This is a genomic window from Planococcus donghaensis, from assembly GCF_001687665.2.
GTDB classification, from domain to species: Bacteria; Bacillota; Bacilli; order Bacillales_A; family Planococcaceae; genus Planococcus; species Planococcus donghaensis.
Genome location: NZ_CP016543.2, coordinates 858,024 through 874,568, shown reverse-complemented (window position 1 = coordinate 874,568; position 16,545 = coordinate 858,024). Strand labels below are relative to the sequence as shown.

Annotated in this window: 11 protein-coding genes, 3 rRNA genes and 1 riboswitch; all 14 genes read right to left on the bottom strand. The window is 44.7% G+C overall.

Annotated elements, in window-relative coordinates:
• The 14 genes from purF to BCM40_RS04220 all read right to left on the bottom strand — a co-directional run bounded on the left by purF (position 1) and on the right by BCM40_RS04220 (position 16,509).
• Entirely contained in the window at positions 1 to 1,422 is a 1,422-nt protein-coding gene (gene purF / locus BCM40_RS04285; RefSeq protein WP_065526992.1) for an amidophosphoribosyltransferase, read from the bottom strand.
• Positions 1,398 to 3,623 (bottom strand): phosphoribosylformylglycinamidine synthase subunit PurL, encoded by a 2,226-nt coding sequence (gene purL / locus BCM40_RS04280; protein WP_065526993.1) that lies wholly within the window; start codon positions 3,621 to 3,623, stop codon positions 1,398 to 1,400. The genes purF and purL overlap by 25 nt, the downstream gene beginning before the upstream one ends.
• Complete coding sequence (gene purQ / locus BCM40_RS04275) at positions 3,607 to 4,290, bottom strand: phosphoribosylformylglycinamidine synthase subunit PurQ (protein ID WP_065526994.1); 684 nt, start codon at positions 4,288 to 4,290, stop codon at positions 3,607 to 3,609. Before purQ ends, purL begins: the two co-directional genes overlap by 17 nt.
• Entirely contained in the window at positions 4,287 to 4,541 is a 255-nt protein-coding gene (gene purS, locus BCM40_RS04270; RefSeq protein WP_065526995.1) for a phosphoribosylformylglycinamidine synthase subunit PurS, read from the bottom strand. Before purS ends, purQ begins: the two co-directional genes overlap by 4 nt.
• Positions 4,538 to 5,254, bottom strand: coding sequence for a phosphoribosylaminoimidazolesuccinocarboxamide synthase (gene purC / locus BCM40_RS04265; RefSeq protein ID WP_065526996.1), 717 nt, complete (start codon positions 5,252 to 5,254; stop codon positions 4,538 to 4,540). Before purC ends, purS begins: the two co-directional genes overlap by 4 nt.
• 16 nt (positions 5,255 to 5,270) lie before the next feature.
• A complete protein-coding gene (purB, locus tag BCM40_RS04260) occupies positions 5,271 to 6,566 on the bottom strand; it encodes an adenylosuccinate lyase (RefSeq protein WP_008432195.1) in 1,296 nt (431 codons plus the stop codon).
• Between the two features lie 16 nt (positions 6,567 to 6,582).
• Positions 6,583 to 7,707, bottom strand: coding sequence for a 5-(carboxyamino)imidazole ribonucleotide synthase (gene purK, locus BCM40_RS04255; protein WP_065526997.1), 1,125 nt, complete (start codon positions 7,705 to 7,707; stop codon positions 6,583 to 6,585).
• Positions 7,704 to 8,192 carry a 5-(carboxyamino)imidazole ribonucleotide mutase gene (gene purE / locus BCM40_RS04250; RefSeq protein WP_065526998.1) on the bottom strand — a complete coding sequence of 163 codons (489 nt, stop codon included), beginning with the start codon at positions 8,190 to 8,192 and terminating at the stop codon, positions 7,704 to 7,706. Before purE ends, purK begins: the two co-directional genes overlap by 4 nt.
• A 139-nt stretch (positions 8,193 to 8,331) precedes the next feature.
• Positions 8,332 to 8,432, bottom strand: a riboswitch (purine riboswitch).
• 85 nt (positions 8,433 to 8,517) lie between these two features.
• Entirely contained in the window at positions 8,518 to 8,706 is a 189-nt protein-coding gene (locus tag BCM40_RS04245) for an NETI motif-containing protein (protein WP_065526999.1), read from the bottom strand.
• Positions 8,703 to 9,224 (bottom strand): DUF2179 domain-containing protein, encoded by a 522-nt coding sequence (locus BCM40_RS04240; protein ID WP_065527740.1) that lies wholly within the window; start codon positions 9,222 to 9,224, stop codon positions 8,703 to 8,705. The genes BCM40_RS04245 and BCM40_RS04240 overlap by 4 nt, the downstream gene beginning before the upstream one ends.
• 522 nt (positions 9,225 to 9,746) lie before the next feature.
• Positions 9,747 to 9,862 (bottom strand): 5S ribosomal RNA (rrf, locus tag BCM40_RS04235).
• 75 nt (positions 9,863 to 9,937) lie between these two features.
• Positions 9,938 to 12,870, bottom strand: a 23S ribosomal RNA gene (locus tag BCM40_RS04230).
• Between the two features lie 205 nt (positions 12,871 to 13,075).
• A 16S ribosomal RNA gene (locus tag BCM40_RS04225) occupies positions 13,076 to 14,626 on the bottom strand.
• Together the 16S, 23S and 5S rRNA genes form the textbook arrangement of a ribosomal RNA operon.
• A gap of 545 nt (positions 14,627 to 15,171) precedes the next feature.
• Positions 15,172 to 16,509 (bottom strand): NCS2 family permease, encoded by a 1,338-nt coding sequence (locus tag BCM40_RS04220; RefSeq protein WP_065527000.1) that lies wholly within the window; start codon positions 16,507 to 16,509, stop codon positions 15,172 to 15,174.
• Positions 16,510 to 16,545 lie beyond the last annotated feature (36 nt).

Genomic DNA, 16,545 nt, shown 5'->3' with positions numbered 1-16,545 from the left:
TTATTTCACTTTTTCTTTTTCATGCGGCAATACGGTATCTGGGTAAATATTCGTTGGGTATTCACCTGTAAAGCAAGCTAAACAATGCCCACATTTTGATCCAGGATCTGTACGTCCAATATTTTGAACCATTCCGTCAACCGATAAAAATGTTAACGAATCTGCACCAATAATTTCACGCATTTCTTCGACCGAATTGTTGGCAGCGATTAACTCGCCTGCTGTACTAATATCAATGCCATAAAAGCATGGATTTTTAATAGGAGGTGAACTGATGACCACGTGCACTTCTGTCGCACCCGCTTCTTTTAGCAAGTTAACAATACGTCGTGAAGTTGTACCACGAACAATCGAATCATCGACCATGATGACTCGTTTACCATTCACCACTTGGCGTACTGGCGAGAGTTTCATCTTCACCCCTTGTTCACGTAAATCTTGTGAGGGTTGGATAAACGTACGTCCAACATAACGGTTTTTAATCAAGCCCAATTCATACGGAATCCCACTTTGTTCTGAATAACCAATGGCAGCTGAAATACTCGAATCCGGAACACCTGTGACTACGTCCGCATCAATTTGAACTTCTTTTGCTAATTGAACGCCAAGACGTTTTCGTGCTGTATGGACGTTAATGCCATCGATGTCTGAATCCGGACGAGAAAAGTAGACATATTCCATCGTACAAATTGAACGCTCTTCTGGATAGGCAAAACGTTCTGCACGCATGCCATCTTTGGTGATGATTAAAAATTCACCTGGCTCAACTGGACGCACAAATTCCGCTCCCACAATATCAAATGCACATGTTTCAGATGCCGTTACCCAAGCATCTCCTAGTTTCCCAAGAGATAAGGGACGTAAACCATTCGGATCTAATGCAACATACATCGCTTCTTCTGTCAAAATCACACAAGCAAAAGCACCTTTTAACAAAGACAATGCATTTTTCGCTTTTTCTTCAAACGTCGCATAACCACTTCGTTTAATTAAATGAGCCAGCACTTCCGTATCGGAAGTAGTTTGAAAAATACTGCCTTGACGTTCAAGATGGCCTTTCAACTGAGTGGCATTAACCAAATTGCCGTTATGCGAAATTGCCAAACTACCGGTAGTGGAATTAAAGAGCAAGGGCTGGACATTTTCAATGCCGCTGCCTCCTGTCGTTGCATAGCGCACATGCCCGATTGCTGCATGCCCGGCTATTTTTTCTATTTTTTCTGGTGTAAAGACTTCACTGACCATGCCCTCACCTTTTAATGGAAGAAGACCTTCTCCATTAGTTGAAACAATTCCCGCACCTTCTTGACCACGGTGTTGCAAAGCGTGCAATCCGTAATACGTCAATTGCGTCGCATTCGGATGTCCCCATATTCCAAAGACACCACATTCTTCATTTAAGCTTCTGATTTCAGCAAGCATGGGATAGCTCCTTTCCAAGCTGAGCGAAGCGTTGCGACGGATTCGTTAATCCAAGTCGTACCGTCTTCACCGTTGATTACAAATTTGTCTCCCGTGACTTGGCCGACTTTCTTAGCATCTGTTACGACTTTTTCGAATTGCTCTGCGTTTTCTGGGCTAACTGTTATCACAAAGCGTGATTGTGATTCGCTAAACAACGCAGTTGTTGCAGATCCAGACAAGGTAACTTCCATGCCTAATCCGTTACCGAATGTTTTTTCAGCTAATGCGACGGCAACGCCACCTTCAGCAACGTCATGTGCGGATGCAACAAGTCCTTGCTGAATCGCTGATAAAATTTCTTTTTGGCGTTTTGCTTCAACTGTTAGATCGATCGCTGGTGCTTTACCAAAAATACGTCCTTCGACCATCTTCTGCAATTCACTTCCGCCAAACTCTGTAAAACTTTCACCGACCAAGTAAACAACGTCGCCTTGTTGCTTAACATCTTGTGTTGTAACATGTGCAAGATCTTCTACAAGACCGACCATTCCGATTGTTGGTGTTGGGTAAATAGCTGTACCGTTTGTTTCGTTGTATAACGAGACGTTTCCGCCAATGACTGGTGAATCTAACATCGTACATGCTTCAGACATTCCGTCCGCTGCTTTTTCTAACTGCCAGAAAATTTCTGGTTTTTCCGGGTTACCGAAGTTTAAGCAATCTGTAATAGCAAGTGGTTTTGCACCTGATACCACAACATTACGTGCTGCTTCTGCTACCGCAATTTTACCGCCCGCTTCTGGATCTAAGTAAATATAGCGAGAGTTGCAGTCAGTCGTCATGGCTAGACCTTTGTTCGTGCCACGAACACGAACAATTGCAGCGTCCGATCCTGGGCTTACTACTGTGCTTGTACGTACTTGATGATCGTATTGATCATAAACCCATTCTTTAGAAGCGATAGTCGGTTGTTTTAATAACGCAGTTAAGGTTTCATTAAAATCCGTTACTTGTGGTTCTACGTTGTCCATTTGTTGGAACTCTGTAAAATAAGTTGGAACAGCTGAAGGCTTTTGGTAAACCGGCGCGTCTTCTGCAAGTGCATCAACTGGTACTTCGGCAACAATTTCACCTTTATGTTTTAAGCGTAATGTCGAATCGTCTGTTACCGTGCCGACTGTTACTGCATCAAGTCCGTACTTTTCGAACAACTCAACGATTTCAGGCTCACGACCAGCTTTAACGACGATTAGCATACGTTCTTGAGATTCAGAAAGCATCATCTCGTAAGCTGTCATACCTGTTTCACGTTGTGGAATGTGATCCAGGTCCATTTCAATCCCAGAACCTGCTTTAGAAGCCATTTCGGCTGAAGAAGAAGTCAGTCCAGCAGCACCCATATCTTGAATACCGATCAATGCATCTGACTTGATCAACTCTAAACAAGCTTCAAGTAGCAGTTTTTCCATAAATGGATCCCCTACTTGAACGGCAGGACGGTTTTTATCAGAGCCATCTGTTAATTCTTCAGAAGCAAAGGTAGCTCCATGAATGCCATCGCGTCCTGTTTTAGCACCAACGTACATTACCGGGTTACCTGTCCCTTTTGCAATCCCTTTTTGAATATCTTCATGATTGATCAATCCGACACACATTGCGTTAACTAACGGGTTGCCGTCATAACAATCGTCAAATTGAATTTCTCCACCCACTGTTGGAATCCCAATACAGTTTCCGTATCCAGCAATTCCCGCAACAACTTCTTCAAACAAGTATTTCACGCGTGGTGTTGTTAATTCACCGAAACGCAATGAGTTCAACAAGGCAATTGGACGTGCGCCCATTGAAAAGACGTCACGAATAATTCCACCAACTCCAGTAGCCGCTCCTTGATATGGTTCGATTGCTGATGGGTGGTTATGCGACTCCATTTTGAAAACGACTGCTTGTCCGTCACCAATGTCTACAATCCCTGCACCTTCACCAGGACCTTGAAGAACACGTTCACCTTTAGTTGGGAACTTCGCAAGAACGGGTTTCGAGTTTTTATATGAACAGTGCTCAGACCACATGACCGAAAACAAGCCCGTTTCCGTATAGTTTGGCAATCTCCCTAAAATCTTTTCAACCATTTCAAATTCCGCGTCCGATAAGCCCATTTGTTGATATACTTTTTGTTCTTTTATTTGAGCAGCATTTGGTTCAAGCATGACTGACATGTGATTCCCTCCACTGTTTAACGATTGATCTAAATAAGGCCAAGCCATCTTTGCCGCCGATTAACTCTGATACTGCACGTTCAGGATGCGGCATCATGCCTAGCACGTTTCCGCGTTCGTTAATGATTCCTGCAATGTTGTTTCGACTGCCGTTAAAATCATCTGCATACGTAAAGACGATTTGGTTGTTTTCTTTGAGGTGATCGTATGTCGCATCATCACAATAATAATTACCTTCTCCATGAGCGATTGGAATTTGGATTTCTTCGCCTTGTTTGTATTCATTGGTGAACAAGGTGTTGTTGTTTTCTACTTTCAATCCAACTGTACGGCACATGAACTTTAAGTTTTTGTTTCGTAAAAGCACGCCTGGCAACAAACCTGCTTCCGTTAAGATTTGGAAACCGTTACAGATTCCAAGAACCGGTTTTCCTGCTTCAGCTGCTTTTCTTACTTCGTCCATGACTCCAGAGAATTGAGCGATTGCGCCGCAACGCAAGTAATCGCCATATGAAAATCCGCCTGGAAGTAAAATCCCGTCATAGCTGCTCAAGTCTTTTGAGTCATGCCATACGTATTCTGCTTCTTCACCTAGTTCATCCTTGACCGCATGATACATATCCAAATCACAATTCGAACCTGGGAAAACAATTACTGCGAATTTCATTGCGAGACAACCTCCTCAATTTCATAACGATAATCTTCAATTACAGTATTTGCTAATAGTCGATGACACAATTCGTTAACTAACGCATCTACATCTCGTTCGCTGTCTTCAATAACCAATTCTAGGTATTTGCCAATTCGTACATCTGCCACTTCACCATAGCCCATTTTATGAAGAGAGCCCATAACTGCAGAACCTTGTGGGTCCAATACACTTTCACGTAATGTTACGTATACTTTTACTTTTTTCATGAGTGTTGTCCTCCTAGACGAGTTAAAATGAGTTCGTACGCTTCTGTCAAATTCCCAAGATTGCGGCGGAATACGTCTTTATCAAGCTTTTGTTTTGTTTCCATATCCCAAAGCCGGCAAGTGTCCGGCGAAATTTCATCTGCCAATAAAATTTGACCATTTTTATCACGGCCAAATTCAATTTTAAAATCAACAAGATCTACGCCAATTTCTTTAAAAAAGCCAATTAACACTTCATTAATTTCACGTGCCTTTTGCTTGAGCACTGCCACTTCTTCTGCAGTTGCCAGCTTTAGCATATCAACATGATCATCTGTAATTAACGGATCGCCTAATTCATCATCTTTCAAATAGAACTCCACAACCGGGCGGCTAATGGCCACGCCTTCTTCAATGCCAAGGCGTTTGGCCATGCTGCCCGCTGTGATGTTCCGGACCACAACTTCCAATGGAATGATGCTTACACTTTGCACCAATTGTTCGTGATCAGACAATTGCTTAACGAAATGAGACGCAATGCCTGCTTCCTGCAATTTCGTGAAAATCAGTGACGTGATTTTATTGTTCAAAATGCCTTTTCCGGTAATTTCTTCTTTTTTCTCACCGTTGAAAGCCGTTGCTGAATCTTTATATTCCACCCACAAAATTTCCTGTTCGTCCGTTGCATATAAGCGTTTTGCTTTTCCTTCGTACAATAGCTGACCTTTTTCCATTTTCAGAAGCCCCCGTTTAGTTTAGTCCAAGTCGGTTGAAAATCATGTCTACTTGTTGTAAATGGTGATTGTAATCAAAGCAATCATCCAATTCTTCTTTAGAAAGTTTAGCTGTAATCGTGTCATTTGCTTCCACAATTTTGCGGAAATGTGTTTGGTTTTCCCAAGCTTCCATCGCACATGGCTGAACCGTATCATAAGCTGCTTCACGAGCCATTCCTTTATCGATCAAGGCAAGCAACACACGTTGTGAATAAATTAAACCTAACGTTGAATCCATATTGCGTTTCATGTTTTCAGGGAATACCGTTAAGTTTTTCACGATATTACCGAAACGATTTAACATATAATTAAGTGCAATCGTTGCATCCGGTAAAATGACGCGCTCTGCTGATGAATGCGAAATGTCGCGTTCATGCCATAAAGAGACGTTCTCATAAGCTGTTAGCATGTAACCACGGATTAAACGCGCAAGACCTGTCATGTTTTCGGAACCGATTGGGTTGCGTTTATGAGGCATAGCAGAAGAACCTTTTTGACCTTTCGCAAAAAATTCTTCTACTTCACGTGTTTCTGATTTTTGCAATCCACGAATTTCTGTGGCGAATTTCTCGATAGACGAACCGATCAATGCTAAAACGCTTAAATACTGCGCATGACGGTCACGTTGCAATGTTTGTGTTGAAATTGGGGAAGCTGCAAGACCTAACTCTTTGCACACATATGCTTCAACAAACGGATCAATATTAGCGTACGTTCCAACTGCACCAGACATTTTGCCTGTTTCAATAGAAGCTGCTGCTGCTTCGAAACGTTCTAAGTTGCGTTTCATTTCTTCGTGCCATAATGCAAGTTTCAAACCGAAAGTCGTTGGTTCTGCATGCACACCGTGCGTACGACCCATCATGACCGTCATTTTATGTTCTTTTGCTTTATTTGCAAGAATTTCGATAAAGTTTGTTAAGTCTTTACGGATGATTTCGTTTGCTTGTTTTAACAAGTAAGATAAAGCCGTATCCACAACATCCGTTGAAGTTAAACCGTAATGAACCCATTTGCGTTCTTCACCAAGTGTTTCAGATACCGCTCGTGTAAAAGCAACTACATCGTGGCGTGTTTCTTCTTCAATTTCTAAAATACGATCAACTGAGAAAGATGCGCCTTTACGAATTTTTGCTACATCTTCTTTCGGAATATCTCCGATTTCAGCCCAAGCTTCACATGCTAAAATTTCAACTTCTAGCCATGCATTGTATTTGTTTTCTTCTGTCCAAATTGCGCCCATTTCGGGTCTTGTGTAACGTGCGATCATTTTTATGTTCCTCCAATTATTCTGGCCAAATGCCAGATGCATCTATTTCACTCAAAGTTGCCTCTAAGTCTTCCGTTAATATCGTAACATGTCCCATCTTCCGTTTCTGCTTCGCTTCGTCTTTTCCGTATAAATGAATCGACCAATTTGGAAATTGTGCGATTTTCGAAGTAAGTGGAGCTACATGTTCTCCTAAAACGTTAACCATTACCGCTTGAGACCATAAAATCGGCTGTCTTAGTGGCCACCCACAAATTGCACGGATATGTTGATGAAACTGAGAGATGTTTGTCGCTTCAATCGAATAATGCCCAGAATTATGAGGACGTGGCGCCAATTCATTGACGATAATCCCACCGTCTTCTAAGACGAACATTTCAACTGCTAATGTGCCTACCATATCGAGGTGAGCTGCAATTTGCTCAGCCGCTCTTTTTGCTTCGTCGATTGTCTTTTTATCGATTCTTGCCGGTACAATCGTTTCATGCAAAATATGATCTTTATGAATATTTTCACCAATCGGTAAGATAGCTGTTTCTCCGTATACGTTACGTTGAATAATAACCGAAATTTCTTTTGTGAATTCTACGAAAGCTTCAGCCACACATTCGCCGTTTGCGAACAGCCCTTCTGCTAAAGGAAGCTCTTCTATAGAAGAAACAGTTTGTTGCCCTTTGCCGTCGTATCCCCCGCGCGCTGTTTTAACAACGAATGGAAAGGACAATTTACTACTTTTTTCTTTTAACTCTCCAAAAGAAGAAGCCGTAATATAATCGGCAACCACCACACCTGCTTCAGAAATAGCTTGTTTTTCAAAAACCCGATTTTGAGTTACACGAATCAGTTCAGAACCTTGTGGCACATACGCAATTTCAGCTAGTTTTGAAAGTCCTTCAACATCTATATTTTCAAACTCATATGTGATCACATCACTCGCTTCAGCTAATTCTTCTAAAGCATGCTGATCATCAAATGGTGCAACAATTTGTATATCGGCTACTTGACCTGTTGGCGAATCCATAGCTGGATCGAGAACTGCAATTTTGAAGCCAGCTTCTTTCGCTGCAAGAGCCATCATACGTCCTAATTGACCACCGCCAATAATGCCAATTGTTTGACCCGGCAAAATCGTATTTGTCATATTAAGTCCTCCGAACTCTCTAATACTGCCGCTGTTGTACAATTTCTTCTGTCTTGTAAGGCTTGTGCGACATGTTCATCTACTGTTCCCAAAATTTGAGCTGCTAATAACCCCGCATTTACAGCTCCAGCTTTGCCAATAGCCACAGTCGCCACTGGAACGCCCCCAGGCATCTGGACGATTGATAATAAGGAATCCAAGCCATTTAACGCTTTAGACTGAACAGGAACGCCAATTACCGGCAAAGTGGTCTTTGCTGCTACCATTCCTGGCAAGTGTGCGGCTCCGCCTGCTCCGGCAATAATCACATGCAATCCACGTTCGCGCGCTTCTTCTGCATAAGTGAACATTAAATCCGGTGTACGATGAGCTGAAACTACTTTCTTCTCATAAGCTATCCCTAGTTCATCTAATATGTCACACGCATGCTTCATCGTTTCCCAATCACTCGTACTTCCCATAATGACGCCAATTCGCGGATTCATTGATTACACTCTCCCTTTAAAAAATAAAAAGCCCTTAAATAAACTGCTCACATTACGTGAAAAGCAGTTTACTTAAGGACTGTAAATAATACGAAATTTTAAATGATGGCATAAAAAAGCACATCCTTCGCTTTACGACCAATAAGTTGCTTTCCCGCATAGTCCGGACATTTACGGTGTCCTGGTAGAGACGCAGAAGCCAATTCTTCTGCATATATGGGGTATCCTCATTTATCATAACAAGCAGACGAAACTACGTCAATGATAAAGTCGAACATTAAGTTATACAATTATTTAATTGTTCGCTTTTAAAAGGGATATTTTGTTATTCCTTTAGTTTATCTCCTTTAAACTGGACGATTTGCCTTATAGGTACAGGTTGTCCATCCACCTCTTTAAATAAAGGTTCTTCTCTTCTGCCTACTACGGCATAGCCTTCAGCTTTCATTCTATCTAGACATTCTGTAATCGTTTCGTGTTCTTCAACTTCAAACCATACTGTATTTTTACTCATTTATACAAATTGCCCCTTTTCACTGTTTTCACCCAGAACCCACCATGAATGGTTTTTGCTTCATAGGCAATGATAAAAGCTTTCGGATCAATTTCTTGAATAGCTTTGTACAGTTTTAACTCCATTTTGCGCGGTGTTAAAATCTGCATTGACTGCCGTCCGCCATCACGGCCGTTCGCATTCCAATCTGTCACACCATAGCCTTTTTCGCGAAGCATTTTAGGAAGGTATTCCCCAGCTTCACTCGTGATCACATTGACCGTAATATAGCCAAGCGCCATTTTTTCTTCAATTTTCGAACCAATGACAACACCAGATCCGTAACCTAATGCATAAGCAATTAAATTTTGAAGCTGATCAAGGTTATCAAGAACCAATCCAAGTCCTACTATATAGATAACGACTTCGATCATACTGACCCCAGCCGCCAAGTAACGGTACCCTTTTAGGGTCATGATCATCCGTATCGTAAAAAAAGTTACATATACGATATTGATCGAAAAAATTATTATTACCATAACCCACGGGTTTACATCCAATTTCTACACCTCTTCAATATCTATTAAGAATTAATTTTCATACTAGGGGAAAATCACTAAGAATGCAAGAGAGAAAAGTCCAAGAAAGCCTTAGTATATATAGGTTTTACTTAAAATCTTGTTTCAACTAGCAATAGAACAACTACTTTTTGATTATGTGCACACGGTAGATTCCTGCTCACGATTAGAAACAATCAAAATACCATTCTTTCTATTTATGCTAAAAGGAGCTATTTAAGTTTTATAGATATTTCATTACCTCTTCCACTAGCTACTCAATTTTAACAGTTTTTTGGTAGACCAGTAGTTAGCTTTTGCTGTGTGAAAGTTCAGTCTGTTAACTAACTATGTGAGATTATTTAACCAAAACATATTTTAAAATTCTTTCCACGCCTTCTATTTTTGTGGACTTTTCAACTATTGGTTCGAGTATTGCTCAACAATATTCAAATAAACACAAAAAAAGCCGTTACCGGAATCGGTAACGACTTTCTTTTTATGGCCCAGCGACGTCCTACTCTCACAGGGGGAAACCCCCAACTACCATCGGCGCAAAAGAGCTTAACTGCCGTGTTCGGGATGGGAACGGGTGTGGCCTCTTTGCCATCATCACTGGACTATTTGGTTGAGTGCTTGTTCACTCAAAACTGGATAAACGACATTGAAACGGGCAAGTTTTCGTGTACATGGTTTTGGTTAAGTCCTCGATCGATTAGTATTCGTCAGCTGCACATGTCGCCACGCTTCCACCTCGAACCTATCTACCTCATCGTCTTTGAGGGATCTTACTTGCTTGCGCAATGGGAAATCTCATCTTGAGGGGGGCTTCGTGCTTAGATGCTTTCAGCACTTATCCCGGCCACACATAGCTACCCAGCGATGCCCTTGGCAGAACAACTGGTACACCAGCGGTGTGTCCATCCCGGTCCTCTCGTACTAAGGACAGCTCCTCTCAAATTTCCTGCGCCCGCGACGGATAGGGACCGAACTGTCTCACGACGTTCTGAACCCAGCTCGCGTACCGCTTTAATGGGCGAACAGCCCAACCCTTGGGACCGACTACAGCCCCAGGATGCGATGAGCCGACATCGAGGTGCCAAACCTCCCCGTCGATGTGGACTCTTGGGGGAGATAAGCCTGTTATCCCCGGGGTAGCTTTTATCCGTTGAGCGATGGCCCTTCCATGCGGAACCACCGGATCACTAAGCCCGTCTTTCGACCCTGCTCGACATGTACGTCTCGCAGTCAAGCTCCCTTCTGCCTTTACACTCTGCGAATGATTTCCAACCATTCTGAGGGAACCTTTGGGCGCCTCCGTTACTCTTTAGGAGGCGACCGCCCCAGTCAAACTGCCCGCCTGACACTGTCTCCCAAGCCGATCAGGCTTGTGGGTTAGAATTTCAATACAACCAGGGTAGTATCCCACCGACGCCTCCTCCGAAGCTGGCGCTCCGGGCTCTAAGGCTCCTACCTATCCTGTACAAGTTGCACCAAAATTCAATATCAGGCTACAGTAAAGCTCCACGGGGTCTTTCCGTCCTGTCGCGGGTAACCTGCATCTTCACAGGTACTATAATTTCACCGAGTCTCTCGTTGAGACAGTGCCCAGATCGTTACGCCTTTCGTGCGGGTCGGAACTTACCCGACAAGGAATTTCGCTACCTTAGGACCGTTATAGTTACGGCCGCCGTTTACTGGGGCTTCAATTCGCACCTTCGCTTGCGCTAAGCACTCCTCTTAACCTTCCAGCACCGGGCAGGCGTCAGCCCCTATACGTCACCTTACGGTTTTGCAGAGACCTGTGTTTTTGCTAAACAGTCGCCTGGGCCTATTCACTGCGGCTCTCTCGGGCTATACACCCTACCAGAGCACCCCTTCTCCCGAAGTTACGGGGTCATTTTGCCGAGTTCCTTAACGAGAGTTCACTCGCTCACCTTAGAATTCTCTTCTCGCCTACCTGTGTCGGTTTGCGGTACGGGCACCTCCCGCCTCGCTAGAGGCTTTTCTTGGCAGTGTGAAATCAGGGACTCTGAGACTCAGTCTCTTGCCATCACAGCTCAACGTATCAGGAATGGGATTTGCCTCATTCCACGCCTCACTGCTTGGACGTGCACAACCAACGGCACGCTCACCTTATCCTTCTGCGTCCCCCCATTGCTCAAACGGCGGGGAGGTGGTACAGGAATATCAACCTGTTGTCCATCGTCTACGCCTATCGGCCTCGACTTAGGTCCCGACTAACCCTGAGCGGACGAGCCTTCCTCAGGAAACCTTAGGCATTCGGTGGACGGGATTCTCACCCGTCTTTCGTTACTCATACCGGCATTCTCACTTCTAAGCGCTCCACCAGTCCTTCCGGTCTGACTTCAACGCCCTTAGAACGCTCTCCTACCACGGATCTCTTACGAGATCCATCCACAGCTTCGGTAATCCGTTTAGCCCCGGTACATTTTCGGCGCAGTGTCACTCGACCAGTGAGCTATTACGCACTCTTTAAATGATGGCTGCTTCTAAGCCAACATCCTGGTTGTCTAAGCAACGCCACATCCTTTTCCACTTAACGGATATTTGGGGACCTTAGCTGGTGGTCTGGGCTGTTTCCCTCTTGACTACGGATCTTATCACTCGCAGTCTGACTCCCAAGCATAAATCACTGGCATTCGGAGTTTGTCTGAATTCGGTAACCCGGGATGGGCCCCTAGTCCAAACAGTGCTCTACCTCCAGGATTCTCTATCTTGAGGCTAGCCCTAAAGCTATTTCGGAGAGAACCAGCTATCTCCAGGTTCGATTGGAATTTCTCCGCTACCCACACCTCATCCCCGCACTTTTCAACGTGCGTGGGTTCGGGCCTCCAGTAAGTGTTACCTTACCTTCACCCTGGACATGGGTAGATCACCTGGTTTCGGGTCTACAACTGCATACTCTGTCGCCCTATTCAGACTCGCTTTCGCTGCGGCTCCGCCTTCTCAGCTTAACCTTGCATGCAATCGTAACTCGCCGGTTCATTCTACAAAAGGCACGCCATCACCCATTAACGGGCTTTGACTACTTGTAGGCACACGGTTTCAGGATCTATTTCACTCCCCTTCCGGGGTGCTTTTCACCTTTCCCTCACGGTACTGGTTCACTATCGGTCACTAGGAAGTATTTAGCCTTGGGAGATGGTCCTCCCAGATTCCGACGGAATTTCACGTGTTCCGCCGTACTCAGGATCCACTCTGGAGGGGCAAGGTTTTCGGCTACGGGGCTGTTACCCACTGCGGCGGACCGTTCCAGGTCGCTTCGCCTAATCCTACCTTTTGTAACTCCGTATAGAGTGTCCTACAACCCCAAGAGGCAAGCCTCTTGGTTTGGGCTGATCCCGTTTCGCTCGCCGCTACTCAGGGAATCGCATTTGCTTTCTCTTCCTCCAGGTACTTAGATGTTTCAGTTCCCTGGGTCTGCCTTCTCATGTGCTATAGATTCACACATGGATACTACTCGATTAAAAGTAGTGGGTTCCCCCATTCGGAAATCTCCGGATCACAGCTCACTTACAGCTCCCCGAAGCATATCGGTGTTAGTGCCGTCCTTCTTCGGCTCCTAGTGCCAAGGCATCCACCGTGCGCCCTTTCTAACTTAACCAATGGTTAATTAAAAAGTTGTGACTAAAAGTCACGCGTACTTGAATTTCTTGCATTATGTTTCAATGTCGTTTTATCCAGTTTTCAAAGAACAAGTTGTTGAAAGTCACAAAAAAAGGCGTTGCCGCCTGAAGGTGAACCTTCAAAACTGAACGCAAAACGTCAACCCCGGAGCGCTAGGCGCCCGGTTCCGAATTTATCCTTAGAAAGGAGGTGATCCAGCCGCACCTTCCGATACGGCTACCTTGTTACGACTTCACCCCAATCATCTGTCCCACCTTCGGCGGCTGGCTCCACAAGGGTTACCTCACCGACTTCGGGTGTTACAAACTCTCGTGGTGTGACGGGCGGTGTGTACAAGGCCCGGGAACGTATTCACCGTGGCATGCTGATCCACGATTACTAGCGATTCCGGCTTCATGCAGGCGAGTTGCAGCCTACAATCCGAACTGAGAACGGTTTTATGGGATTGGCTCCCCCTCGCGGGTTGGCAACCCTTTGTACCGTCCATTGTAGCACGTGTGTAGCCCAGGTCATAAGGGGCATGATGATTTGACGTCATCCCCACCTTCCTCCGGTTTGTCACCGGCAGTCACCTTAGAGTGCCCAACTAAATGCTGGCAACTAAGATCAAGGGTTGCGCTCGTTGCGGGACTTAACCCAACATCTCACGACACGAGCTGACGACAACCATGCACCACCTGTCACCACTGTCCCCGAAGGGAAAAGCGTATCTCTACACCGGGCAGTGGGATGTCAAGACCTGGTAAGGTTCTTCGCGTTGCTTCGAATTAAACCACATGCTCCACCGCTTGTGCGGGCCCCCGTCAATTCCTTTGAGTTTCAGCCTTGCGGCCGTACTCCCCAGGCGGAGTGCTTAATGCGTTAGCTGCAGCACTAAGGGGCGGAAACCCCCTAACACTTAGCACTCATCGTTTACGGCGTGGACTACCAGGGTATCTAATCCTGTTTGCTCCCCACGCTTTCGCGCCTCAGCGTCAGTTACAGACCAGAAAGTCGCCTTCGCCACTGGTGTTCCTCCACATCTCTACGCATTTCACCGCTACACATGGAATTCCACTTTCCTCTTCTGCACTCAAGTCCTCCAGTTTCCAATGACCCTCCACGGTTGAGCCGTGGGCTTTCACATCAGACTTAAAGGACCGCCTGCGCGCGCTTTACGCCCAATAATTCCGGACAACGCTTGCCACCTACGTATTACCGCGGCTGCTGGCACGTAGTTAGCCGTGGCTTTCTGGTGAGGTACCGTCAAGGTACCAGTAGTTAATTGGTACTTATTCTTCCCTCACAACAGAGTTTTACGATCCGAAAACCTTCGTCACTCACGCGGCGTTGCTCCGTCAGACTTTCGTCCATTGCGGAAGATTCCCTACTGCTGCCTCCCGTAGGAGTCTGGGCCGTGTCTCAGTCCCAGTGTGGCCGATCACCCTCTCAGGTCGGCTACGCATCGTCGCCTTGGTAGGCCATTACCCCACCAACTAGCTAATGCGCCGCGGGCCCATCCTGCAGTGACAGCCGAAACCGTCTTTCCGTGCAGCCTCAGGAGAGGCCGCAAACTATTCGGTATTAGCACCGGTTTCCCGGAGTTATCCCGATCTGCAGGGCAGGTTGCCCACGTGTTACTCACCCGTCCGCCGCTAAACCAGAAGGAGCAAGCTCCTCTGGTTCCGCTCGACTTGCATGTATTAGGCACGCCGCCAGCGTTCGTCCTGAGCCAGGATCAAACTCTCCATTATAGAGTAGTGTTGATTGCTCAATACTGCTGGCGTATCGCCGTCCGAAGACGCACGATTCGCTTTGATCTGCATACTGCTGATCAGTAAGTTTTGCGCGGGCCGTTTTGCGCGGCCGTTGCTGTTTGTTGACGTTTTGCTGTTCAGTTTTCAAGGTTCAGTTTGTCGCGCTCATTGGCGACTCAATTAATATACCACGCTCATATTATAGAGTCAACACTTTAATGAATTTTTTTCGTAAACTTATTATAACAGATTTATCTAACTATTCAGATTACAATTACGTTACAAATAAGTAAGGAAGTTTACCCTTTACATTGAAGAGTTCCCCTTATATTTCTAACCTTTCCTATGTTGTTTAGGAATTGAAATTTCTCAATATTAAAGTCATGGTTCCTTTCTCACTCCTCTATTTTATAAAGTACAACTTCTTTTCAACCACTGCATTTGCTTATGGTACTATTCGAGTTTCTTCTATAAGATACAGTTTTCATTTTTTGCTAGCTCAAAGAAAAAAGTCCGCCAAGTAAATTGGCGGACTTCCTATCTTACGCTAAGAAAATAAAGTAAAGAACGAAGATGACAAACAATCCATACATAATCGGATGAATCTGTTTCCCCTTTCCTGCAACAAGCATTGTAATTGGATAGAAGATAAATCCAATGGCAATACCTGTTGCGATACTATAGCCAAGTGGCATAGCGATCATCGTTAGGAAAGCAGGAACTGCGACTTCAAATTTTGTCCAATCTATTTTCCCGAGCGCTGAAACCATCAAGACACCTACGATGATTAAAGCCGGAGCTGTCACGGCGCTAGTGATTACTTCAAGGACTGGATAAAAGAAAATTGAGATGAGGAACAGCATACCTGTTACTACAGCTGCAAAGCCAGATCGTGCACCCGCTGCAACTCCTGCAGATGATTCAATATAAGAAGTAGTTGTTGATGTTCCGAAGATTGCTCCGCTAACTGTCGCAATAGAATCTGCTAGTAATGCTTTGCCTGCTCTTGGAAGTTTATTGTCTTTCATCAAGCCTGCTTGATTGGCCACAGCCACTAAAGTTCCAGCAGTGTCGAAGAAATCAACGAATAAGAAAGTTAACACCACAACAAGAAACTGAATATTTATCAATGACCCAAAATCGTTGAAGATTGGTTCAAGCGCTACACCGAAAGTTGGAGCCATGCTTGGAACATTCAAGTCGATAATTGCACTAGGCCAGTTCACAACACCAAAGATCATTCCAACTACTGCTGCGATTAAAATCCCAAAGAAAATTCCACCTTGGATACCGCGAGCCATAAAGATTACAGTTACGATTAACCCAAAGATTGCTAACAACGCTGAACTGTTTGAAAGATCTCCTAGTCCAACTAAAGTAGCTGGGTTGTCTACAATGATATTTGCATTTTGCAATCCGATGAACGTAATGAATAAGCCAATCCCTGCTCCTACTGCATATTTTAATTCAGCAGGAATCGAGTTGATGATTAGTTCACGAAGACCTGTTAACGTAAGAAGAATAAAAATAAGTCCTGAAAATAAAACGCCTGTTAATGCAGTTTGCCAAGGAATCCCGTAAGTTAAAATAACCGTGTAAGCAAAAAATGCGTTTAAGCCCATACCTGGAGCAAGCGCAATTGGATATTTCGCGAGAATCCCCATTATTAAACAACCGATTGCAGCAGCTAATGCTGTAGCCATAAATACGGCTCCATAATCCATCCGCATTGAATCTGGAAGATCGGGTACTGACTGTAACGTTAAAGTTAACGGGTTGACGACAAGAATATATGCCATCGCAAGAAACGTTGTTAAACCGCCAATAAATTCACGGCGGTAATTCGTTCCTAGTTCTTCAAACTGAAAATACTTTTTCATGCTGATTCCTCCGACTTGCCTGCGTATAAATCCTAC